The sequence below is a fragment of the Allobosea sp. P4_H5 genome (assembly GCF_056400825.1).
In genome coordinates this window covers 138,509-161,809 of the sequence record NZ_JBFUKM010000009.1, presented here as the reverse complement: position 1 = coordinate 161,809, position 23,301 = coordinate 138,509, and the positions used below count along the sequence as shown (strand labels likewise).

The 23,301-nt window shown below is 68.3% G+C and carries 19 protein-coding genes; 7 read left to right on the top strand and 12 right to left on the bottom strand.

What is annotated here, in order from left to right; all coding sequences use genetic code 11:
• The first annotated feature begins 8 nt into the window (after positions 1–8).
• The gene (locus AC1DS0_RS19600) at positions 9–638 is read left to right on the top strand and encodes a Rossmann-fold NAD(P)-binding domain-containing protein (RefSeq protein WP_476815951.1); all 630 of its coding nucleotides are present in this window, start codon (positions 9–11) and stop codon (positions 636–638) included.
• Between the two features lie 2 nt (positions 639–640).
• Here the strand turns inward: AC1DS0_RS19600 and AC1DS0_RS19595 are convergent, their stop codons facing one another.
• The 6 genes from AC1DS0_RS19595 to AC1DS0_RS19570 all read right to left on the bottom strand — a co-directional run bounded on the left by AC1DS0_RS19595 (position 641) and on the right by AC1DS0_RS19570 (position 7,777).
• Positions 641–1,252, bottom strand: a complete 612-nt coding sequence (locus AC1DS0_RS19595; protein ID WP_476815950.1) for a helix-turn-helix domain-containing protein — start codon at positions 1,250–1,252, stop codon at positions 641–643.
• 3 nt (positions 1,253–1,255) lie between these two features.
• Complete coding sequence (locus AC1DS0_RS19590; RefSeq protein ID WP_476815949.1) at positions 1,256–2,914, bottom strand: ABC transporter ATP-binding protein; 1,659 nt, start codon at positions 2,912–2,914, stop codon at positions 1,256–1,258.
• Positions 2,911–3,750, bottom strand: coding sequence for an ABC transporter permease (locus AC1DS0_RS19585; RefSeq protein WP_476815948.1), 840 nt, complete (start codon positions 3,748–3,750; stop codon positions 2,911–2,913). The genes AC1DS0_RS19590 and AC1DS0_RS19585 overlap by 4 nt, the downstream gene beginning before the upstream one ends.
• A complete protein-coding gene (locus AC1DS0_RS19580) occupies positions 3,747–4,724 on the bottom strand; it encodes an ABC transporter permease (protein WP_476815947.1) in 978 nt (325 codons plus the stop codon). The genes AC1DS0_RS19585 and AC1DS0_RS19580 overlap by 4 nt, the downstream gene beginning before the upstream one ends.
• 64 nt (positions 4,725–4,788) lie before the next feature.
• Complete coding sequence (locus tag AC1DS0_RS19575) at positions 4,789–6,393, bottom strand: ABC transporter substrate-binding protein (protein WP_476815946.1); 1,605 nt, start codon at positions 6,391–6,393, stop codon at positions 4,789–4,791.
• A gap of 61 nt (positions 6,394–6,454) precedes the next feature.
• Complete coding sequence (locus tag AC1DS0_RS19570) at positions 6,455–7,777, bottom strand: aspartate aminotransferase family protein (RefSeq protein WP_476815945.1); 1,323 nt, start codon at positions 7,775–7,777, stop codon at positions 6,455–6,457.
• Between the two features lie 145 nt (positions 7,778–7,922).
• On the opposite strand from AC1DS0_RS19570, the gene AC1DS0_RS19565 reads away from it, so the two are divergent.
• The 3 genes from AC1DS0_RS19565 (at position 7,923) to AC1DS0_RS19555 (ending at position 11,396) form a co-directional block, all read left to right on the top strand.
• Positions 7,923–8,939, top strand: a complete 1,017-nt coding sequence (locus AC1DS0_RS19565) for a histone deacetylase family protein (RefSeq protein WP_476815944.1) — start codon at positions 7,923–7,925, stop codon at positions 8,937–8,939.
• Between the two features lie 2 nt (positions 8,940–8,941).
• Positions 8,942–10,030, top strand: coding sequence for a hypothetical protein (locus AC1DS0_RS19560; protein ID WP_476815943.1), 1,089 nt, complete (start codon positions 8,942–8,944; stop codon positions 10,028–10,030).
• A 103-nt stretch (positions 10,031–10,133) separates the two neighbouring features.
• Positions 10,134–11,396, top strand: coding sequence for an NAD(P)/FAD-dependent oxidoreductase (locus tag AC1DS0_RS19555; protein WP_476815942.1), 1,263 nt, complete (start codon positions 10,134–10,136; stop codon positions 11,394–11,396).
• Position 11,397: 1 nt separating this feature from the next.
• Here the strand turns inward: AC1DS0_RS19555 and AC1DS0_RS19550 are convergent, their stop codons facing one another.
• From AC1DS0_RS19550 to AC1DS0_RS19530, 5 genes are all read right to left on the bottom strand, one after another.
• On the bottom strand, positions 11,398–12,501 hold the full coding sequence (locus AC1DS0_RS19550) for a DUF2218 domain-containing protein (protein WP_476815941.1): 1,104 nt from the start codon (positions 12,499–12,501) through the stop codon (positions 11,398–11,400).
• 30 nt (positions 12,502–12,531) lie between these two features.
• Positions 12,532–13,671 (bottom strand): ABC transporter substrate-binding protein, encoded by a 1,140-nt coding sequence (locus AC1DS0_RS19545; RefSeq protein WP_476815940.1) that lies wholly within the window; start codon positions 13,669–13,671, stop codon positions 12,532–12,534.
• Positions 13,668–14,525, bottom strand: coding sequence for an alpha/beta hydrolase (locus tag AC1DS0_RS19540; protein ID WP_476815939.1), 858 nt, complete (start codon positions 14,523–14,525; stop codon positions 13,668–13,670). The genes AC1DS0_RS19545 and AC1DS0_RS19540 overlap by 4 nt, the downstream gene beginning before the upstream one ends.
• Positions 14,526–14,536: 11 nt before the next feature.
• Positions 14,537–16,714 (bottom strand): TonB-dependent siderophore receptor, encoded by a 2,178-nt coding sequence (locus tag AC1DS0_RS19535; protein WP_476815938.1) that lies wholly within the window; start codon positions 16,712–16,714, stop codon positions 14,537–14,539.
• Positions 16,715–16,868: 154 nt separating this feature from the next.
• Positions 16,869–17,726: a helix-turn-helix transcriptional regulator gene (locus tag AC1DS0_RS19530; protein WP_476815937.1), complete on the bottom strand. Its 858-nt coding sequence runs from the start codon at positions 17,724–17,726 to the stop codon at positions 16,869–16,871.
• Positions 17,727–18,024: 298 nt separating this feature from the next.
• On the opposite strand from AC1DS0_RS19530, the gene AC1DS0_RS19525 reads away from it, so the two are divergent.
• The 3 genes from AC1DS0_RS19525 to AC1DS0_RS19515 are packed head-to-tail and all read left to right on the top strand — an operon-like array spanning position 18,025 to position 21,540.
• A complete protein-coding gene (locus tag AC1DS0_RS19525; protein WP_476816068.1) occupies positions 18,025–19,050 on the top strand; it encodes an ABC transporter ATP-binding protein in 1,026 nt (341 codons plus the stop codon).
• Positions 19,047–20,036, top strand: coding sequence for an ABC transporter ATP-binding protein (locus tag AC1DS0_RS19520; RefSeq protein ID WP_476815936.1), 990 nt, complete (start codon positions 19,047–19,049; stop codon positions 20,034–20,036). Before AC1DS0_RS19525 ends, AC1DS0_RS19520 begins: the two co-directional genes overlap by 4 nt.
• Before the next feature lie 25 nt (positions 20,037–20,061).
• Positions 20,062–21,540, top strand: coding sequence for an alkaline phosphatase family protein (locus AC1DS0_RS19515; RefSeq protein ID WP_476815935.1), 1,479 nt, complete (start codon positions 20,062–20,064; stop codon positions 21,538–21,540).
• 190 nt (positions 21,541–21,730) lie between these two features.
• On the opposite strand, the gene AC1DS0_RS19510 is transcribed toward AC1DS0_RS19515, so the two are convergent.
• Positions 21,731–23,293, bottom strand: a complete 1,563-nt coding sequence (locus AC1DS0_RS19510; RefSeq protein WP_476815934.1) for an ABC transporter substrate-binding protein — start codon at positions 23,291–23,293, stop codon at positions 21,731–21,733.
• Positions 23,294–23,301: the final 8 nt, after the last annotated feature.

Below are 23,301 nucleotides of genomic sequence, written 5' to 3'. Positions count from 1 at the left end.
CGTTCACGATGAAGCTGCTGCTGGCGGGTGCGACGGGGCTGGTCGGCAGCCATGTGCTGGCGCAGGCGCTCGCCGATCCGCGCATCGATGCCGTGGTCGCTCCAACGCGCCGCGCCTTGCCTGCCCATCCGAAACTGCTCGCGCCGGCCGTCGTTTTCGAGGCGCTGCCCGAGGATGCGCCCTGGTGGGCGGCCGATGCGGCGATCTCAGCGCTCGGCACGACCATCCGCAAGGCCGGCTCGCAGGAGGCCTTCCGGCGGGTCGATCACGATTATCAGCTCGCCGTCGCCCGGCTCGCCCGCCGGCACGGCACCCCGGTCTTCGTCCTGAACTCGGCGCTCGGCGCCGATCCGGCCTCGCGCATCTTCTACAACCGGGTGAAGGGCGAGCTGGAGCGCGATCTCGCCGGCCTCGACTTCACCTCGCTCACCTTTGTCAGGCCGGGCCTGATCGGCGGCGAGCGGAGCGAGAGCCGCCCAGCCGAACGCGCCGCGCTCGTCCTGCTCGGCATCCTCGGCCCGCTGCTACCGCGCGCCTGGCGCATCAATCCGGCAGGGCGTATCGCCGCCACCATGATCGAGGCCGCCATCGCGGGAAAGCCGGGGACACATGTCGTCAGCTCGGCGGAACTGGCCTAAGCTCAAGCGGTCTCGCACCAGACCCAGAGCAGGGTCGCGTCGACATCGCCGGTCGTATAGCAGAGATGGGTCAGCCGGCTGTCGAAATAGAGGCTGTCGCCGGGCTTCAGCCTGATCTCGTCATAGGAGCCACTGACGAAGGCGACCTCGCCGGAGAGCACATAGAGGAATTCCTCGCCCCGGTGCGAGGCGGGCTTCTCGAACTGGTGGGCACTGCGCGCCTTGACCGTGGTCACGAACGGCACCATGCGCCGATCCTTCAGCCCGGTGCAGAGATATTCGTGGATGTAATTGGCTTCCTCGCTGCGCCGCCCTTGCCCGGCCGGCGTCGTCGTCAGGCGGCCGGGCTGGCCGGCGCCCTGCTCGGAGAGCAGGCTGACCAGGGTGACGCCGAGGCCGGCGGCGATCAGCTCCAGGATCTCGAAGGTCGGCGAAGCCCGGCCGTTCTCGATCTTCGACAGCGCCGATTTCGAGACGCCGCTGCGGCGGCTGACCTCGTCGAGTGTCAGGCGCTGCTCGGTGCGCGAGGCCCGGATCCGCGCGCCGATCCGCATCTGCGGACGCGCGCCCGTGGGATCGAGCGCATTGACGGGCGGTGTCGCGAGATCCGGCATGCGTCAACCACCTTTCGCTTCATCGATACCAGTAACATGCACGCTTTTCGACATCGCACCCGGCACGGCTGCGAGCAACTCACGCGTGTAGGCATGCTCCGGCGCTGCAAATACCGCGGCCGTCGTGCCGATTTCAACGATCTTGCCGCGCTGCATGATCGCGACCCGGTCGCAGATCTGGGCCGCAACGCGCAGATCATGGGTGATGAACACCAGCGACAGCGCCATCCTGCGCTTGAGATCGGCGAGGAGCGCCAGCACCTGCGCCTGCACGGAAACGTCGAGCGCCGACACCGCCTCGTCGGCGATGATGACGTCGGGATCGAGCGCCAGCGCCCGGGCGATGCCGATGCGCTGGCGTTGGCCGCCGGAAAATTCGTGCGGATAGCGCTTCAGCGCGTCGATGCCGAGCCCGACGAGCTCCATCAACTCGCCGGCGCGGCGCTCCGCCTCGGCGCGCGCAACGCCATGGGCGATCGGCCCGTCGGTGATGATCCGGCCGACGCTCTTGCGCGGGTTCAGCGAGGCGTAAGGGTCCTGGAAGATCATCTGGACCTTGCGGCGCAGGGTCCGCAGGGCTTCGCCGCGCTGGGCCAGGAAATCGACCTCGCCGAGCCGGATCGCGCCTGCATCCGCCGCCAGCAGGCGCACCAGGCATTTGCCGACGGTCGACTTGCCCGAGCCGGATTCCCCGATGATGCCGAGCGTCTCGCCGCGGCGCAGCGTGAAACTGACATCGTCGGCGGCCGCGACTATGCGCTTGGCTCCGAACAGGCTCGCCCGGCTGACATAGGTCTTGCTGAGACCCTCGACGCTGAGCGCGATCGGCTGGCCGTCGAGCGCCGTCGCAGGGGGCGGCGTCAGCGAAGGCACCGCCGCCAGCAGCGCCTTGGTGTAGGCATGCTGCGGACGCTGCAGGACATCGCCGGCCGGCCCGCTCTCAACGACGCGGCCCTGATGCATGACCACGACGCGGTCGGCGATCTCGGCGACGACGCCGAAATCATGGGTGATCAGCAGGACGCTCATCCCGCGCTCGCGCTGGAGCCTCGCGATCAGCTTGAGGATCTGCCCTTGCGTGGTGACGTCGAGCGCCGTGGTCGGCTCGTCGGCGATCAGGAGGTGGGGTTCGAGCGCCACCGCCATCGCGATCATCACGCGCTGGCGCTGGCCGCCGGAAAGCTGGTGCGGAAAGGCCCGCAGCAACTGCTCGGGCTCGGGCAGGCCGACCTCGGCGAGCAGCGCCAGCGCCTTCGCGCGCCGCTGCGCCGGGGTCAGCACGCCATGGGCCTTGAAGACCTCGACGATCTGCTCGCCAATGCGCTGCACCGGATTGAGCGAGGTCATCGGCTCCTGGAAGATCATGCCGATCGAGCGGCCGCGGATCGCCCGCCATTCGCAATCGGAGCAGGCGGTCAGCGCCTGCCCGGCCAGCCTGATCTCGCCGGAGCCGACGCAGAGCCCCTGCGGCAGCAGCCCCATCACGGCATGGGCGGTCATCGACTTGCCGGAGCCGGACTCGCCAACGATGCAGAGCGTCTCGCCGCGCCGGACCTCGAAGCCGACATCACGGATGGCATGGGCGCGGTCGCCCCCGCCCGGCAGGGCGACGGAGAGGCCGCGGATCGAGAGGACGCGCTCGCCCGCCTGCGTCGCGCTCATGCCCGCCTCCCGCGCAGGCTCGGGTTGAAGGCGTCGTTCAGGCCCTCGCCGATCAGGTTCAGCGCCAATACCGTGACGAAGATCGCCGTGCCTGGGATGAAGCTGATCCACCACTGGTCGAGCACGCGGCTGCGGCCGGAGCCGACCATGTAGCCCCAGCTCATCACATTGGGATCGCCGAGGCCGAGGAAGGAGAGCGAACTCTCCAGCAGGATCGCGGTCGCCGTCATCAGCGAGGCCAGCACGATCACTGGCGAGACGACATTGGGCAGCACCTCGGTCAGGATGACCTTGTGGACCGGCTGGCCGGTGACGATCGCCGCCTGGACATAGTCGCGCGTGCGCACGCTCAATACCTCGCCGCGGACGAGGCGCGCCACCGGCGGCCAGCTCACGATCGCGATGGCGAGCACGATCGAGGCGACCGAGGGCTGCAGGATCGAGACGATGACGATAGCGAGCGCGAAGGACGGGATCGTCTGGAAGAACTCGGTCACCCGCATCAGCGCGGCATCGACCCAGCCGCCAAAATAGCCGGAGATCGCGCCGAGCGGGAAGCCGACGAGCAGCGCCACCAGCGTCGAGACCAGACCGATCAGCAACGAGACGCGGCTGCCATGCACCAGCCCAGCGAGGATGTCGCGCCCGACCGTGTCGGAGCCGAGCGGCGCGCGATCGAGCACGAACGGCGCGAGGAACGGCCGGTGCACCATCCGCCAGGGCGAGCTCGGATAGAGCAGCGGGGCAAGGACGGCGACGGCGACCACGGCGATGAGGATGCACAGCCCGATCACCGCGCCGCGATTGCGCGCGAAGGTTCGCAGGAAGGAGTTCACGAGGCCGCCTCGATGCGCGGATCGACGAACCGGTACATCAGGTCCGTCAGGATGTTGAACAGGATGACCATGGCCGAGCAGGTGAAGAAGACGCCGAGCAGGACCTGGTAGTCGCGCTGGAGCAGCGCATCGAAGAGCAGGCGCCCGATGCCGGGCCAGGCGAAGACGGTCTCGACCAGGAGCGAGCCGCCGACGAGCTGGCCGGCCTGCAGGCCCGCCAGCGTCACCACCGGCAGGATCGCGTTCGGGACCATGTGGTGGCGCACCACCGCGCCGGGCGTCAGGCCCTTGGCATGGGCGGTCTTGACGTAGTCGAAGCGCGAGACCTCGATCATCGAGGAACGCATCATCCGGGCGTAGACGGCGGTGAAGAACAAGCCGAGCGTCGCCGCCGGCATGATCAGATGCCAGCCGATATCGAGCGCGCGCCGGGTCCCGGCATAGCCCGCGCCCATGCTCTCGTAGCCGACATTGGGCAGCCATCCCAGATATTTGGAGAAGACGATCTGGGCGATGATCGCCAGCCAGAACAGCGGCATGGCGTAGAACACCAGCGAGCCCGTCATGATCGCGCTGTCGGAGGCGCGCCCGACCCGGCGCGCCGCGACGACGCCGAGCGTTACGCCAGCCGCCAGCGAGATGATCAGCGCCGTACCGGTCAGGAGCAGCGTCGCCGGCAGGCGCTCCAGGATCAGGTCGAGCACCGGGCGCTGCTGGCGATAGCTGAAGCCGAGATCGAGGCTGAGCATGCCCTTGAGATAGAGCCAGAACTGCTCGGCCAGCGAGCGGTCGAGGCCAAAGCGCTCGCGCAATTGCTGCAGGAAGACGGCGTCGCCGGCGCCGGCCTCCCCGGCCATAACCTGGGCGGGATCGCCCGGCGCGAGGCGCAGCAGGAAGAAGTTCAGCGCGGCGATGGCGATCAGGATGACCACCGCCCCCAGCGCCTTGCGAAGCAGCAACAATGCGAACGTCACGCGTTCCCTCCGCGGTCCCGCGGCGGGAAGGGAATGTCCCTTCCCGCCGACGGCCGGTCCAATGTCAGGCCTTCCAGGCGTCCTGGAAGGCGTCGTTCATGCCGGTCGCGGTCTTGATCAGATTGTTGAAATTGCTGCGATGGATCGTCGGGAACTCGAGCTCGAGCATCCAGGCGACCGGCAGGTCCTCGACCAGGATCTGCTGGACCTTGGTGTAGAGCTCCTGCCGGGCAGCATCGCCATTGGCGGCGGCCGCTTCCGCGAACAGCCGGTCGACCTCCGGATTGGAATAGCCGGCGACATTGTTCCAGGGCGAGCCCTTGGCGATGTTGCTGGAGACATAGGTGCGGGCGACGCCGAGGGCGGGATCGCCGAACTGCGACAGCCAGGTGAAGGCGAGGTCGAAATCCCAGTCCGAGAGGCGCTGGCCGTAGCCGGCGACATCGGTCGTCACCAGTTGGACGTTCATGCCGATATCGGTGAGGTTCTGCTTCACCGCCTCGGCCCAGCGCGTCCAGGCCTCGCCATAGGGCAGCGCCAGCAGGCGGATCGGCTCGCCCTTGTAGCCGGACTCCTTGAGCAGCGCCTTGGCCTTGGCCGGATCGAAGCTGTAGCCAGCAACCTTGTCGCTGTAGAAGCGCGTCTTCGAGCTGACCGGGCCGGTGGCAAGACGCGCCAACCCGTTCCAGATCACCTCTTTGGCGAACTCGCGGTCCATGCCGTACATCACCGCCTGGCGGAACGACTTCTTCGCCATCAGGCCCTGGCGGTGGTTGAACCAGAGCCAGGACAACGGCGCGATCATCTCCCAGCCCTTGCCGGTGACCGTGGTGTTCTTCATCTTCGCGAGCTTGGCGACGTCGAAATTCTCGACGGTACCGCCGGTCAGGATGTCGACCGCGCCGGTCTCGTAGGCGACGACGCGGGCCGCGGCGTCCGGGATGATCTGCCAGTAGATCTCGTCGAGATAAGGCAGGCCCTGGACATGGTAGTCCGGGTTGCGCACGAGCTTGATGTGCGAGCCGCGCGTCCACTCTGCCAGCCTGAACGGGCCGGTGCCGACAGGCGTATTGTTGTTCGGGTTCGTCTTGTAGTCGGTGCCGGCATAGAGGTGCTTGGGCACGATCGGCGTCGTGCTCAGTTCGAACATCAGGATGAACGGGCCAAAGGGATTCTTCAGCTGGTAGCGCACCGTGAAGTCGTCGAGCTTCTCGATGCGTTCGACATGGGTGGTCGCGACCGGCCGCCAGCGCGGATGCAATTCGCGCAGGAAGATGTCGGTCGAGAAGACGACATCGTCGGCGCCGAAGGGCTTTCCGTCATGCCATTTGACGTTGCGTTTGAGGTGGAAGGTATAGGCCTTGCCGTCCTCCGAGATCTCCCAGCGCTCGGCCAAAGACGGGATCGGCTTCAGGTCGTGGCCATATTTCAGCAGGCTCTCATAGATGCTGCCGGCGACCATCTGCGTCGGCGTGTTCTGGACGAGGCCGAGCATCAGGCTCGACGGCTCGGGATGGACGACCGCCCGGACGGCTCCGCCGCGCTTGGGCGTCTGCGCCAGCGCCGTGATCGAGCCGGTCGCCAGCGGGCTCAGCCCGAAGAACAATTCCCCCGCCGCCAGGCCGGCGGCGCCGGCCTTGAGCAGTTCGCGCTTGCTGATACCAGTCATGACATCCTCCCCTTGTTGATTGTTCGGCGCAGTTGGGCGGGCGTTGATCGCCCGCTCCGTCTCAGAGCGTCGCGAGCGTGCGCGCCACGGCCTCGGCAGTCGCCTTGATCTCGGCCTCGCCATGGGCGAGCGAGCTCAGGCTGTGCAGCGTGTTGGCCGGCGACATGTAGACGCCCTCCTGCATCAGGGCGTTGGCGAAGGCCTTGAACTTGGCGCGGTCGACATGGGTGCAGAACTCGCGGTAGTCGGTGATCTCGTCGCGGTCGGTGAAGTAGATCTGGAAGACCGAGCCGACATTCTGAACGATGGCGCGATGGCGCTTCTGGGCGCCGATGACCTCGCGCAGCGCGCTCGCCATCGCCGTGCCGCAGGCCTGCAGCTGCTTGAAGCCGGCTGCCTTGTCCGCAGTCATGATCTCCAGCATCGTCTTGGTGGCGTAGAGCCCGAGCCGCGGCGCGTTATGGCTGCCGTAGTGCAGGATCTTGCCCCATTCGAGCCCGGCCATGATGTGGTCGGGACCGCAGATCGCCGCGATCGGGAAACCCTGGCCGAGCGCCTTGCCATAGGTGACGATGTCAGGCGAGAGCCCATAGCGCTCGGCGCAGCCGCCGGCGCCGAGACGGAAGCCCGTCACCGTCTCGTCGAGATAGAACAGCGTGCCATGCGCCTTGCAGATCGACTGGATGAACTGGAGATAGCCTTCCTTCGGCGGGATCACGCCCATATTGGTCATGACGCCCTCGGTGACGATGCAAGCGACGTCGCGGCCATGGGCCTCCATCACCCGGGTCAGCGCCGCCTCGTCGTTCCACGGCACCACCAGCGTGTCCGCCCAGGAACCTGCCGTCAGGCCGGAGCTGTCGGGGATGCGGATCGGATCGTTCGGGTGGCCGAGCGAGGTCGGTAGCTGCGGATTGCTGTTGAGCAACACCGCGTCGTACCAGCCATGGTAGTGGCCCTCGAACTTCAGGATCTTCGAGCGCCCGGTCAGGCCGCGGGCCAGGCGGAAGGCCGCCATGCAGGCCTCGGTGCCGGTATTGGCGAAGCGGATCTTCTGGGCGTGCGGCAGCAGGTCGACCAGCATCTCGGCGACCTCGACCTCGACTTCGAGCGCCGTGGCGAAATGGGTGCCGTGCACGACCTCGCGCTGGACCGCCTCGACGATCGCCGGATGGGCGTGGCCGAGCGGCAAAGCGCCGAACGACATCATCCAGTCGATATACTCGTTGCCGTCGACGTCGCGGAGGCGGGCGCCCGAGCCGCTGCGCATATAGGGCGGATAGGGCGCGTAGTTGGTCGGTCCACGCGAGGCCGAGCTGACCCCCTCGACAAGCACCTTCATCGCCCGCTCGAAGAGCTGGCCCGAAGCGGTATTCCGCAGCATTTCTAGCGTTCCTCGCCTTGCGGCCGGTGCGCCTTCAGTGGGCGGCGCGCCTTGACCGGTGTTCTCTATTATGCTCACTTGTTCACAATAGGAAACAAGCTGGCTTGCGTTGTCAAGGCGCTTCCCGGAGAAAAAGAGAGAACGGATGCAAGTCGTTTGGTCGGCTAAGCAACTGGCGCATCGGGGGACGCACTTCGTCCGCTCCGGTGAGATCGTGCCCAGCCCGGAGACCGCCGAGCGGGCGATCTTCATCCGCGACGCGGTGATGTGGCGCGGTCATTCATTGATCGAGCCACGCGAGCTCGGCCTCGCGCCGATCCTCGCCGTGCACGATGCCGATTTCGTCTCCTTCTTGCAGAGCGCACGCACCGGCTGGTCCGCCTTCGCCGGCCCCGACGCTGCCGTCATGCCGAACGTCCATCCCCGCGGCCCAGATGCGCGCCGCCCGTCCGGCCCGGTCGGCCAGCTCGGCTGGTATACCGGCGACATGGCCTGCGAGATCACCGACGGCACCTGGCAGGCAGCCTGTGCCGCGGCACAGGGCGCGGCGACCGCTGCCCAGCTCGTCGCCGAAGGCGCCCGTTCCGTCTACGCGCTCTGCCGCCCGCCCGGCCACCATGCCGGCGGCGATCGCGCCATGGGTTTTTGTTATCTCAACAACGCCGCCATCGCCGCGCAGGAGCTGCGCAAGAGCGTCGATCGCGTCGCCATCCTCGATGTCGACGTGCATCACGGTAACGGCACGCAGGAGATCTTCTACGGCCGCGGCGATGTCTATTTCGCCTCGATCCATGGCGATCCCGACCAGTATTACCCGTTCTACTGGGGCTATGCCGACCAGACCGGCGAAGGCGACGGGCTGGGCGCGACGCTGAACGTGCCCTTCCCCGTCGGCTCGGGCGACGGGCCCTTCCTCGCCGCGCTCACGACGGCGCTCGCCGGCATCCGCAATTTCGCGCCGCAGGCGCTGGTGCTCTCGCTCGGCGTCGACGCTTCGGTCCACGATCCGCACGGGCGTCACGCCGTCAGCGATGACGGCTTCCGGCGCATGGCCGGAGCGATCGCGGCACTGAAGCTGCCGACGGCGATCGTGCAGGAAGGCGGCTATGCCTCGGCTGAGCTCGGCGAGACCGTCGCCGATATCCTCGACATTCTGGGGTGACCATGCCTGCCACGCTTCTCATCGTCTCGCTCGGCGAGCTCGGCACCAATGTGCTCGAAGCGGCCGGGCGCAGCGGCCTGTTCGACCGGATCGTCGTGGCGAGCCGCTCCGTCGACAAGGCGCGTGCCAGGATCAACAACGCCCTGATCGGCTGCGGGATCGACGGCTTCTTCCCGCGCTTCGAGGCGGTCGGGCTCGACTTCAACGATCCCGCCTGCGTCGCGATCCTGCGCCGCATCGCCCCCGACATCGTCTTTAGTGCGCCGACGCTTTTGCCCTGGTGGAAAGTCGGCGGCCTCGACGGCGCGGCGGACCCCCCCGCGGAAAAGGTGCCGTTCGGCGGCTATGTCAGCCTCCAGCTCGCGCCGATGGCAATCTTCCGGGCACGGATGGCCGATGCAGGCCTCGCCGCGCGCTGGATCGCGGCCTCTTTCCCCGATGTGATCAACCCCAGCCTGGCCCGGAGCGGCTTCGGCCCCGATTGCGGCATCGGCAATGTCCGCGAGCCGATCGCCAAGATCCAGGCGTCCGTCGGCCGCCGGCTCGGCGTGTCCCCCAGTCAGGTCGAAGTCCGGCTCGTCGCGCAGCATGCCTTCGAATACGGTGTGTTCCAGGCCCAGCCGGCCACCGAATTGCCGCCCTATCTGCTCGAGGTGACCGTCGGCGGGCAGGATCATACCGAGATGGCTCACGCAGCGCTGCGCGAGCCCTTCCCCTTCCCCTACGACCTGCATTTCAACCGCATCACCGCCTCGGCGGCGATCGACGGGATGCGCGCGCTCCTCAGCCCGACACCAGTGCGCACACACCTGCCGGGTGTGCTTGGCCTGGTCGGAGGCTATCCGGTCACCGTCGAGGCCGGCCGCATCCGGCTCGACCTGCCCGCGCATTGGAGCGAGGCGCAGGCGATCGCGACCAACGAGGCCTCGCTGCTCGGTGACGGGATCGAATGCATCGAGGCGGACGGCACCATCGTCTTCACGCCCGGGACGGTCGAGGCGCTGCATGCCCTGACCGGCGCGACGATCGAATCCGCCCATCCCGAGACGGCTGCGAGCCAGGCCGCGCTGATCCTGAAGCACCTGGCCTGAGCAGGGCAGCATCGGGATGGCCATCGTCTTGCAAAGCACGTCGAATTGAGGCTCGTTGCCCGCGTGCTCGTTTCGGGCCTTTGGAGACAGGCTCGGCCAGGCGATGACGACTGCAGGACGACAGGCGGATGTGATCGTGCTCGGGGCCGGCATCGTCGGCGTCAGCATCGCGCTGCATCTGCAGGAGCGCGGCCGCCGCGTCCTGCTGGTTGACCGCGGCGAGCCGGGGGCCGAGACCAGCCATGGCAATGCCGGGCTGATCGAGCGCGCCTCGGTCGTTCCCTATGCCTTCCCGCGCAGCCTCGCGACCCTCGCCGCCTTTGCCTCGAACCGCTCGATCGCGGTGCGCTACCGGCCTGCGACGTTGCTGCGGATGGCGCCCTGGCTGGCGCGCTATTGGTGGAACTCGGCGCCCAGCCGGCTCGATCGGCTGGGGCAGGCCATCCTGCCATTGATCGAACGCTGCATCGACGAGCATCGCCACTGGACCAAGGCCGCCGGCACCGAGGCGCTGATGCGCAGCGAAGGCTGGATCGAGCTCTACCGCAGCCACCGCGACCTGCAGCAGGCAACGAAGGCGGCCGAGGATCTCGCGGCCTACCACCTCGCCTATGATGTCCTCGACGAAGCGGCGCTTCGGGCGCGCGAGCCGGGCCTGCTGCCGGGCATCGTCGCCGGCGCCGTGCATTGGCGCGATCCAGCGACGGTCAGCGATCCCGGCGCGGTGACGCGCACCTATGCCGCCCTCTTCACCGCGCGCGGCGGCGAGTTGCGCCGCGCCGACGCGACCGGCCTGCAGCAGGACGGCCCGGGCTGGCGCCTATCGGCCGGCGGCGAGGATTGGCGCGCTCCCGAAGCCGTCGTCGCGCTGGGCCCCTGGTCGAACGACCTGTACGAACGGCTCGGCTATCGCTTCCCGCTCGCGTTCAAGCGCGGCTACCACATGCACTACGCAGCCGCGGACGATACCGCCCCGCGGCATCCGCTCTGCGATGTCGAGGCCGGTTTCGTACTCACCCCGATGGCGCGCGGCATCCGCCTGACCACCGGCATCGAGCTCGCGGCACGCGACGCGCCTTCCGATTCCTGGCAGCTCGACCAGGCCGAACGCGTCGCCCGCCGGATCATGCCATTGGGCCGTCGCCTCGATGCCGAGCCCTGGCGCGGCGCGCGGCCATGCCTGCCGGACATGCTGCCGATCATCGGGCCGGCGCCCCGGCATCGTGGCCTCTGGCTCGCCTTCGGCCATGCCCATCACGGCTTCACACTCGGCCCCGCGACCGGGCGGCTCCTGGCCGAGATGATGACCGAGCAGGCGCCGTTCTGCGATCCCGCGCCCTTCGCGGCCGCCCGCTTCGCGCGTTGATTTAGGCCGCCTTGCGCTTCTCCGCCGCGTGCTGCTCTTCTGAGGCGCCGGCGCGCCAGTAGCTGACGACGAGGTGCGCATCGATCTCCGGGCGCAGATATTGGCGTGCCGCGGCGCGGATCTGGCGGAAAGCCGCATGCTCGCAGGCGGCCCAGAGATAGAGGCTGCCCTCGCCCGCCGGCCAGTCGAGCGTCGCCAGCGCGTCCGTCAGCAGGCTCGTCGAGCCCGGTGTGGCGCCGTCGCGATGGAGCCAGCGCAGGCTGATTCCCTCCGGCACCGCGAGAGGTTGGCGCTCGGCCGCATCGGCGATCTCGACCAGCGCGAGGCCGGATGCGCCCGCCGGCAGATGTTCCAGCATCCGGGCGAGCGCCGGCAGTCCGGTCTCGTCGGCGAGGAAGAAATAGCGCTCAGCCTGCTTCAGGCCGCGCCCGCCCGGCCCGGCCATGCCGATGCGATCGCCGATCTGTACGCGTACCGCGAAGGCCGAGCCCGGCCCGGCATCGTCATGCAGCACGAAATCGATGGCGAGCGTGCCGGCAGCGACGTCGATCTCGCGGATCGTATATTTGCGGACTGCCGGCCGTTGCCCCTCGGGTGGTGCCTGCAGCAGGCCGTCCGCGCCGATCATCGGCCAGACCGGCTCGGTGAGGCCCGGCGGCGGGATGAACAGGCGCACATGCAGCGCTTCCAGCGAGTCGTAGCGGGCAAGGTCCTCACCGCGGAAGCGGATGCGGCGCATATGCGGTGTCAGCTGTTCGACGCCGGTCACGCTCAGCACGCGGAAATCCGGCGGCAGCATCGGCTCGGCGCCGTCGCCGCTCCAGCGGATCGTCGAGCCGAGACCTGGCGGGGCGAATTCGGCGACATGGCTCGCAATGGCGAACTTGCTGCCTTGCAGCTGGGCGAGATCAGGGGCCTCGATCACGACGGACAGAGCGCCCGGCTCCGTGGTCAGCTCCGCCCGGCTCTCGCCGAAGCTGATCGTCGTCACGCCATCGGCCTCTCTCACCTCAGCTTCATGCTCGAGCATGTGCTCGCAGAGCGGGCGCAGCACGGCAGCGGGATCGGGCAGGGCGATACGCGTTTGCGCGCGAAGCATGGTCATCGGGAGGTATCCTGTCGCTGCCCTGGCATTTCAGGGCTTGGCCGAGCCGGCGCCGTCGATCCAGAGCGCGCCGTCGAGCGGGATCGCCGAGAAGCGGCGGGAGATCTCGTCCAGCGTCGCCTGTGGGTCGAGATCGGCGAAGCCCTCGGGATGGAACCAGGTCGCCAGCCGCTCGATCGCGACGATATGGAGCGGGGTGTCGTTGAACAGGTGCCAGAGCCCATAGGCCCGGCGATTGCGGACCGCCGCGAGCGCGGCGATGCCGGGCCGCCCCAGCAGCGCGGCAAAGCTCGGCGCGGCGGTCTCGCGAGAGACGCCGAGCCCGAGGACGAGGCCCCCGAGCTTGGCCAGATGCGTGCCGCCTGTCGCGACATAGATCGCGGGATCGGCGGCAAGGAGCTGCTCGAGGCTGATCTGCCCGGTCGCACCGGGCAGGATCGCGGCGGCGATATTGCGCCCGCCTGCGGCAGTGATGAAATCGTCGAAGGTGCCCTTGCCCGGCGTCTGGCAGCAATCGAAGCCGCCGGCATGAGCGTGCACGAACACCGAGGGGCGCTCCACCCCGCGCAGGCGATCCTCGATCAGGCGCCGGCGCTCCTCGTAGAAGCGGATATAGGCCTCGGCCTGTTCTTCGCGGCCGATCAGCTTGCCGAGGATACGCAGGCTTGGCAGCGTGTCGCGCATCGGCTGCAGGTAGAAATCGACGACGGCGACCTTGATGCCGGCCGCCTCGAAACGCTCGACGAGATCGCCCGGCCCGCGCCGCGTGCCCGCGAGCGACAGGCTGAGGATGACGAGGTCCGGCGACAGCGACACCGCCTTCTCGAAGGAGAACCCGTCCTGCGTGCCGCCATCGCCGACGGTCGGCACGCTCTCGATCGCCGGGAATTTGGCGAGATAGCGCGCATAGGCGTCGGGGTTCTGGCGGCGATGATCGGTGCCCCAGCCGGCGAGCAGGCTGATCGGATCGGGATGGAGGAGGCCGAGCGCATTGAGTTGGCGCCCCTGCGCCAGGACGATCCGCTTCGCCGGAGCCGGCAGGGTCACGCTGCGCCCGAGCAGGTCGGTCACGGTGATGGGCTCGGCACTGACCGGCAGCGCCAGCACGCAAAGCAAGGCGGAGGCGGCGAGCAGCAACCGCATCAGAAGCCGTAGCGGCAAGGCGATCATGGCAGGCCCTTCTGAGCGATGCCTTCGCCGAGCGTGAAGGCGACCGCACGCGACAGCATGGCCGGAAGGACCGAAATGTGGTTCTCGCCCGAAAAGACGACATGCTCGCAAGCGACCCGCCCGGAGGCCGCGAGCACTCCTGCCATCTCGGCGGCGTTGTCGAGCATCCGCGCCATGCGCAGGCGCGCCGCCCGCTGCGGATCACGCAGCTCGTCGCCGTTCTGCTCGTCGCCGCCAGCGGCGATCAACAGGCGCGGAGCATTCGCGGCCACAGGTAAACGCAGGAACCGCTCGCGCGTCTTGAGGATGGCGCGCTCCTCCCACCAGATCGACGGGCTGCCGGCGACATGGCTGCGGAACAGGCCGGGCCGCGCGAACAGCGCGTAGAGGGCAAAGAGCCCGCCGAAGGAATGGCCGGCCAGCGACAGCCGCGCCCGGTCGATCGGCGCGAATCGTTCGACCTGCGCCAGGATTGCGCCTGCGATCAGGTCGAGGAAGCGGTCGGCGCCGCCATCCGTCGGCAGGAGGTCGCGTCGGCGCCGCTCGGCATCGAAGGGCGCCGCGCCGGGATAGCCGATGCCGAGGATCACAGCCGGACCGACGCCGGTGACCTCGGGGCGACCGCCCTGCAACCGCGCGGCGGACAGTGCCGTCGGGAACAGCGCATCGCCATCGACGACAATCAGGACCGGAAAGCCCGCAGCCGGCGCCGGCCCGGACGGGACCGCCGCCAGGAGCCGGTACTCGGCTCCATCAGGCGCAGTGAAGGCGAGGCTGTGCGTCTGCGGCAGCACGACCGGCCGGGAAACCGGGAGGTCATGCCCCGCAAATGCAACCGGCTCCGGACGCAGCATCCCGCCTGTCCTCACCAGCGATAGGACAGGGTCGCCAGCACAGTGCGGCGCAGACCGAAGGAACACTGCACAGCGCCGTAGCAGCCGGAGACATACTCCTTGTCGAACAGGTTCTGGGCGTTGACCTGCACCTTCCAGCCCTTCATCGCGGCATTGGCGGCACCGAGGTCATAGCTGATCGCGGCATCGACAAGCGCGTAGTCGTCGGTGAAGAAGGTGTTACCGGGGTCGCCGGCGCCCTTGCCGACATAGCGCACGCCGGCCCCGAGGCTTAAGCCCGAGAACAGGCCGGTCTTGAAGGTGTAATGCGCCCAGAGCGAAGCCATGTGGCGCGGCACGACCGTCGGCCGCTTGCCCAGGTCGATGCCGGTGCTCTTCGTCACCTCGGCGTCGGTATAGGTGTAGGCCGCGACGAGATCGAGATTGTCGAACACCGTCGCCCTGGCCTCGACCTCGACGCCGCGCGCCCTGACCTCGCCGGTCTGGATCTGGAAGCCGGGATTGTTCGTGTCGGTGGTCGGGACGTTGGTCTGGGTCAGCTGGTAGACAGCCGCCTGCAGGAAGGCGCTGGAACCGGGTGGCTGGTACTTGAAGCCAGCCTCGTATTGCTCGCCTTCGGTCGGCTTGAACGCCGCTCCGGCGAAGGTCGCGCCCGCCTGCGGGTCGAACGATGTCGAATAGCTCGCATAGGGCGCAAAGCCATTGTCGAAATTGTACATGACAGCGACGCGGCCGGTATTGGCGGTGTCGTCCTGCTTGGTCAGGGCCGCATTGGTGAGGTTGCGGGCGCGCGACATGGCGCGATCGAAGCGGCCGCCGAGCACGACCGACAGCCGGTCGATCTTGATCTCGTCCTGCAGGTAGATGCCATATTGCTGCGACTCGTACTTCGTTCCGGGGACGGCCGGCACCGCGAACGGGGTGCGACCATAAACCGGCCTGAACAAATCGAGCGTCTGTACCGTGCCGCCGGCACCGGTGAAGGCCGTGGCGTCCGACCAGTAGCCGTCGACACCGAAGAGCACCTTGTGGGTCAGCGGGCCGGTGCGGAAGTCAGCCTGGAGCTGGTTGTCGATGCCGAAGGTCTTGGCCTTCTCGTTCGAAGCGGTGACGCGGCGCGTGACAGTGCGCTGGTCGGCTCCCAGCGAGGCTGCCGCCACCGTCCGGAAGCGCGAGTCGAGATCGCTGTAGCGGACGTTCTGGCGGACGCTGAAGACGTCGTTGAAGCGATGCTCGAAGGCGTAGCCTGCCGTCAGGTGGTTGCGGCTATAGCCCTCATAGTTCGGCTCGCCCGGGAAGACGTTGCTGCGGATGCGGCCGTTGCGGTTCGGCAGCACGGTGCCGACCGACGGCATGAAACCGTAGAAGCCGGTCTCCGGGTCGCGCTGGAAGGAGGTCAGCAGCGTCAGGCTGGTCGCCGCATTCGGCCGGAAGGTCAGCGACGGAGCGATATAGAGGCGCTCTTCCTTGGTGAAGTCGACCTGCGTGTCGGCTGCGCGCCCGAGCCCGACGATCCGGTAGAGCACGGTCTTGTCAGCCGTCACCGGTCCGCCGATGTCGAAGGCGAGCTGCTTGCGCTCGAAGCTGCCGAACTGGACCTGGACCTCGCCATGCGCCTCGTCGCGCGGGCGCTTGCTGATCATGTTGATCAGGCCGCCGGGCTTGACCTGGCCGAAGACGACCGAGGCCGGGCCGCGGATCACCTCGACGCGCTCGAGACCCCAGGGATCGACGCTCGGCACGAGGAAATTGTAGCCGCGCAGCAGGCGCAGGCCGTCGAGATTGTTGACGAAGCCGGCCCCGGTGCCGGCGCCGCCGAAGCCGCGGATGAAGACGCTGTCATAGCGCCCCATCGACAGGCGCGTCTCGCCGAGCACGCTCGCCGAATAGCGCAACGCCTGGCTGACGCTCTGGACGCCCTGGTCGTCCATCTGGTCGCGCGTCACGACGGTGACCGATTGCGGCGTCTCGATCAGTGGCGTGTCGGTCTTGGTCGCTGAAGCGCTCCTGCGGGCGACATAGCCATTGACCGGCCCACCGGCACGCTCGCCCTGAACCTCGATCGTGTCCAGGCTGACCGCTTCGCTGCTCTGCGCAAGCACGGCGCCCGGCCCGGCCGCGATGAGTGCGCCGAACGCCACGCCGGCCGCCAAGGCGGCGCGATGGCCCGTGATGAAAACCCTGGTCATGCCGATACTCTTGCCCCTTCGCCATCCTGGCGACCCATTGGCAGGGTTCTTTCAGGAAGCAGGCTGGGCCGGCAACGCTGACGGCTTTCGATCGCGGCAGTATTTCTTTCGCTGCAGTTTCGAGCCTTTCCAGCTCTGAAACAGAAGGCGTCCCTCAACGCAGCGCGCTCGGCGACATGCCGAAGCGCTTGCGGAACAGGCTGGAGAAATGCGCCGGGGTGTAGCCGACGCGGAAAGCCGCTTCCGCGATGCTCGCCTCGCCTTCGGCGATCAGCGCATGCGCCTGCTGCAGACGCTGTTCCTGCAGATAGCCGAAGACGCTCATGCCGAACTCGGCGCGGAATGCGGAGGTCAGCTTGGTCGGGTTGAGGCCGGTGGCACGGGCGAGCTCGGCGAGGCTCGGCGGCTCCTGCATCGCGGCGACCAGCATGTCCCGGACAGCATGGACCTGCTCGCGCGTCCGGGCCGGCAGACGCGCCGGCCGCAAGGGTGGTTGGCCGACGATCCGGTCGAGCGCCATCGCCGTCAACTCCAGCGCCTTGCCCGCGAGGTAAAGCCGCCGCAGCGGCGCCGCCACCGGCGACTCCGCGATCTGGAGGGCGAGCGCACAGAGCTCGGCATCGGCCGGGCGCACCCAGATGCCGGCATCCCCGGCTCCCGCCAGCGCGAACAGTTGCTGCATCGGGGCGGCGAATTCCCGTTCGACGAAATCGAGGTCGAACTGCATCAGCACGCAGCGCACCATGCCGCCACTGAGGCCGGTGCGCTGCTGGACATGGTCGCCGACATTGGCGGTGACCAGCAGCGCCGGCCCGCGGACCATGACGGCCGGCTGGTCGTCGATCTCCAGGGATTGCCGTCCGTCGAGCATGACCGCGATCTTGAGACCCCGGCGCATCGGCCCGACGATGCGCTCGCCTTCGGGAATCGGAAATGTCCCGGCCGATAGGGACAGCTGCCGCGAGAACAGCGGCAAGCCTACCAAAGATTCAGGATCGGAAAGGGTCTGCATCGATTTCACCGGCGCAGCATAGTTCAATCGCTTCCCGCCTCAAGACTTCGCCATCAGATTACAGGTCTTCTAGACTTGATGGAGCACAAGGTCGCCCTTCATTGAAACTCGCGGCCTCGGTCATCTGCACATCGACAATCCTTGCCGGTGCATTTAGCACCACCGTTCGCTGCAGAGGCCGCCCTCGTTCCGTCGCACCCGCCGCGTCACATCACGGTCATCGAAGCGCGTCTATCCCGCTGCGATGACGCTTCCCACCACCAGCAACCGCACCGGCATGGCCGCATTGCTGCCCGGCATGCAGGTGCCCGCTACGCCGCTGCTGGCGCTGGATAGCTTTTCCGTCGCTTTCCCCGGAGCCTATGGCCCCGTTCCGGTCGTGCGCGGCATCGACCTCTCGCTTGCACCCGGCGAGGCGCTCGGCATCGTCGGGGAATCCGGCTGCGGCAAGAGCGTGACCTGGCTCGCGGCGCTGCGCCTGCTCGGCCGCGGCGTCGTGACCTCCGGCGAGGTCCGGCTCGGCGGTGAGGACATTACCCGCCTGCCGGAGCGCGCGCTCGCAAGGGTTCGCGGCGGACGGATCGGACTGATCTTCCAGGACCCGACCAGCTCGCTCAATCCGGTCCAGCGCATCGGGACACAGCTTATCGAAGTGCTGCGCCTGCACCGTGGATTACGCGGCGATGCTGCCCACCGCGAGGCCCTGCGCCTGCTCGACCGCGTCGGCATCGCCGATGCGCCGCGGCGGCTGCGACAATATCCGCACGAGTTCTCCGGGGGCATGAATCAGCGCGTGATGATCGCGCTGGCACTCGCCGGCGAGCCCGAGGTCCTGATCGCCGACGAGCCGACCACCGCGCTCGACGCGACGATCCAGGCGCAGATTCTCGACCTGATCCGCGACATCCGCGGCGAGAGCGGCATGGGGCTGGTTCTGATCTCGCACGATATCGGCGTCGTCGCCGATCTCTGCGACCGCGTCGCGGTGATGTATGCCGGCCGCGTCGTCGAGACCGCCGCGACGCAGGACCTGCTCGGCCGGCCACGCCACCCCTATACGCGCGGCTTGCTCACCGCCCTGCCGACGCTCGACGGGCCACGCCGTCGGCTGACGCCGATCGCCGGCACTGTTCCGGCTCCCGACCGGATGCCGCCGGGCTGCGCTTTCGCGCCGCGCTGCTCGCTGGCAATCGACGACTGCCGGACGCAGACGCCTGCGCTGGTGCTGGCGGCACAGGACCAACGCGCCGCCTGCCTGCGCCTCGCCGAGACGGCGCTGGCGCCGGCCGCCCATGCGCCGGTTCCGGTCGGAGCCTTCGCATGACCCCGCTCCTGCGCGTCGACGATCTCGCCCGTCACTACCCGGTCGCGACAGCGAGCGGGCAGAAGCGATTGCTCCATGCCGTCGACGGCGTCAGCTTTTCCCTCGCAACCGGCAAGACCCTCGGCGTGGTCGGCGAATCCGGTTGCGGCAAGTCGACCACCGCCCGGCTCGTGCTCGGCCTGCTGCCGGCGACAGGCGGGCGGGTCACGTTTGCCGGCGAGGAGGTCAGCGCGAGGCGAGATCGCCATTGGCGGGCGCTGCGCCGGCGGATGCAGCTGGTGCATCAGGACCCGCTCGCGGCGCTCGACCGGCGCCTGCCCGTCGGCGAGCAGATCGTCGAGCCGCTCGCCATCCACGGGCTGGAAGCCGGCGCCGAGGCCCGGCGGCAAAAGGCGCTCCAGCTGTTCGAGGCGGTCGGCCTGCGGCCAGACCTGTTCGAGCGCTATCCGCATGAGCTCTCCGGCGGGCAGCGCCAGCGCGTCGTGCTCGCCCGGGCGCTGATCCTTGGTCCGGAACTGCTGGTCTGCGACGAGCCGATCTCGGCGCTCGATGTCTCGGTCGCGGCCCAGGTCATCAACCTGCTGCAGGACCTGCAGGCCCGTTTCGGCATGGCCTATCTCTTCATCAGTCACGATCTGAAAGTGGTCCGGCAGATCGCCGACGAGGTCGCGGTGATGTATCTCGGCAGGATCGTCGAGCAGGGGCCGCCGGAGGCGCTGTTCCACGCGCCGGCCCATCCCTACACCGAGGCGCTGGTCTCGGCCGTGCCGACGCTGCAGCGCGGCACGCGCGAGCGCATCGTCCTGCGCGGCGACCCGCCCAATCCGGTCGACCGGCCGACGGGCTGCGCCTTCCATCCGCGCTGCCCGCGCGCCATCGCCCGCTGCCGCGAGGAGTCACCGGTGCTGCGTCCGGCCAGCGACGGGCGACTTGCCGCCTGCCATCTGGTACCGCTGGCTACCAATGCCCATGCGGCAGCCGCCTGACCTCATCGACCGACCGGATACCGACATGGCCCAAAACTTGGCTGAACACGATCGCTCCCCCGCCACACGCGTCATCGTCGCGGTTTTCGATGGCCTGCGGCCCGATCTGGTCACGCCCGAGCTGACGCCCAACATCCTGCGCCTTGCGGCGCGCGGCACCTGGTTCCGCCGGGCGCGCAGCGTCTTCCCCTCGGTGACCCGCGTCGCGACCAGCGCGATCGCCACCGGCGCGCCTCCCGGCGTGCATGGGATCGTCGGCAACGCCTTCTACCTTGCCGACGCCATCCCCGAGCGCATCTTCGACACCAGCGACATCGGCATGCTGCGCCGGGCGGAAGCGCATCATGGCGGCCGGCTGATCGCGGTCGATACCTTCGGCGACGTACTGGCGCGGGCGGGCAAGCGACTTGCCGTCGTCCACACCGGCTCGGCCGGCTCGGCGCATTTCATCAATCCGCGCGCCCGCGCCAACGGGCACTGGACCTTCACGATGCTCGGCAGCGAGGCGACACAGACGCCGGAGGCGGTCGAGGACGCGATCGCCAGGCTCGGCCCGCTGCCGGAGCGCCAGCTGCCACGTCTCGACGAGCTCGCCTATGGTGGCCGGGTCATGGTCGAACATGTCCTGCCGGTGCTGAAGCCAGACGTCGCGCTGATCTGGTTCAACGAGCCCGATACCACCTTCCATTATCGCGGGCTCGGCTCGCCGGAGGCCAAGGCCGGCCTGCAGCAGGCGGACCGCGCCTTCGGCGCCATCCTCGACTGGGTCGAGGCCCAGCCTGATGGCGAGCGCATCGCGGTGATCGCCGCCTCCGACCATGGCCAGATCTCGACCGGCGCGATCGAGCCGCTGTTCGATGCGGCCCGCCAGGTCGGCTTCGATCTCAGCAACGCCAAAGCTGTCGACGGCGCCGCCTTCCTGGCGACCGGCGGCATCAGCGGCGAGATCCGCCTGCGCGGCGGCGACCGCAGCCGGCTCGAGCGTATCGCCGCCTGGCTGATGGAGCAGCCGACCATCGGCCATGTCTTCGCGCGCGGCAGCGGCGAGGAAGGCGACATCGCCGGCACCTTGTCGCTCGACCTGATCGGCGCCGGCCATGCCGGCCGCCAGCCCGACCTGATGTTCATCCTGAAATCGTCGCTCGACGCCGATCAGTACGGCCTGCCGGGCCTCGGCGCGATGACACCGGGCGATGTCCCGCTCGGCGGCGGCATGCATGGCGGCATCAACCCGCACGAGCTCAACACCGTGCTGATCGTCGGCACCGGGAGTGGTGAGGTGGGCAGCGTCTCGCAGGAGCCGGCCGGGATCATCGACATCGGCCCGACCGTGCTCGGCCTCTCCGGCCTGGCGAAGGCGCCGAGCATGGTCGGCCGCGACCTCTCCCGCCCGGCACAGGAGGAAGCGCGCATCCGCCGTGTCTCGACCGGGCGCGGCGCCTTCACCCAGCAGGTCGAGTTCGCCGAGCAGGACGGCCGTCGCTTCATCCTCGGCGGGAATTGACACCGACTGGCTCACGAGAGCCGACACCGTCATTCCGGGGCGACGCGGCAGCGTCGAGCCCGGAATCCAGAACCGATGCCGATTACGATGATGGCGCTGCGATCGACGCGGTTTTCTGAGGCGGCATCGGTTCTGGATTCCGGGCTCAGGCCTTCGGCCTGCCCCGGAAAGACGATACGGTTCTGCCCTTTCAGCTGCGGGCGAAGGACAGGTTGTCCGGGCGCAAATCCATGAAATAGAAGGTCGTCGGGCGCCAGGCGATCGCCTTCTTGATCGCATAAGCCTCGCTCGGCTGGTAGAGGATCGTCGCCGGCGCCTCGTCCTCCCAGATGTCGAGCATCTCAGTGAACAGCGCCTTGCGCCTGGCCGGGTCGACCTCCGCCTCCAGCGCCGTGCCGGCCTTGTTGAAGGCCTCGGTCGAGGTCCAGAACTTGGAGACCTGATGTTCGCCGGCGGGACCCCAGGCGACCCAGATCGCGCCGAGCGGATCGGGCAGGCGCGTCGAGTTCGACCAGTTGAAGATCTGCGCGCCGGCGCCGCGCATCTGCGTGGAGTTCTCGACCACCTGCAGCGAGGCGTTGATGCCGACGGCTTTCCACTGCTCGACCAGGATCTGCGCCGCTTCCAGCGCATTGGTGTAGTAGTTGGCCATGGTGCGGTAGACGATCGACTCGCCCTTGTAGCCGGCCTGCTGCAGCAGGGCCTTGGCCTTGGCCGGATCGTAAGGGAGCTTGCGACCCTCGACGAACATCTGGCCGTATTCGGGGAAGTTGTGGCTCGGCGGCACCTGCGCCGTGCCCTGCCAGAGCGCATCGACCAGCTTCTGCCGGTCGATGGCGCAGTTGAGCGCCTGGCGCACCCGCTTGTCGGCAAGCACCTTGTCCTGCTCGTTGTAGGCGAGGACATGGACGTTCGCGAGTACGACGGAGCGCACGTCGATGTCCTTGTAGGCGCCGACCACGCTCATCTGGTCGGGCGGGATATTGGTGATCAGGTCGTAGTCGCCGGCAACGAGGCCGGCGACGCGCGCCGCCAGCTCCGGCACGCGCCGGAAGGTAATGCGCCTGGCGGTCGGCTTGCCCATGAAATAGTCGTCGAAGGCTTCCAGCACCGTCGCCTCGGCGGCGGAATGCGAGACGACGCGATAGGGGCCGGTCGCCACGGGCTTGCGCGAATAGGCCTCGAAGCCCATCGCTTCATAGGCGCGCTTGTTGACGATCCAGGCGCACCAGGAAGCCAGCCGCTGCTCCAGCAGCACGTCGGCGACCTTGGTACGGAAGCGCACGCTGTAGCGGTCGATCGGCTCGACGCTGGCGAGGATGCCGAAATAGGGCTTGCCGCCCGGGATCTGGGCCTTGTCGCCCCAGAGACGACCATCGCGGAAGGTGTAGGCGACATCTTCCGAGGTCAGTTCGTCGCCATTGTGGAACTTGACGCCCTGGCGCAGCGTGACGATCAGCTCCTGCGGCGAGACGCGCTCCCATTTCACCGCCAGATGCGGCTTCAGCTCGGAGCCGCCGCCATCGGCCGCGCCGAGGAAATCGCGCCGGATCAGCGTGTCGAAGATCGAATAGGTGACGCGCGTGCCGACATTGGAGAGCTCCCGTGCCGGCTCCAGCGTCGCCGGCAGGTCGGCGACTGCGATGGTGAAGGTCGGGCGCGTTTCGCCGGCGGCGAAGGCCTGCGGGGCGGCCATCAAAGCCGAGGCGGCGGAAGCGCCTTCGAGGAAACGGCGGCGGGAAAGGGTGATCATGGCATGTC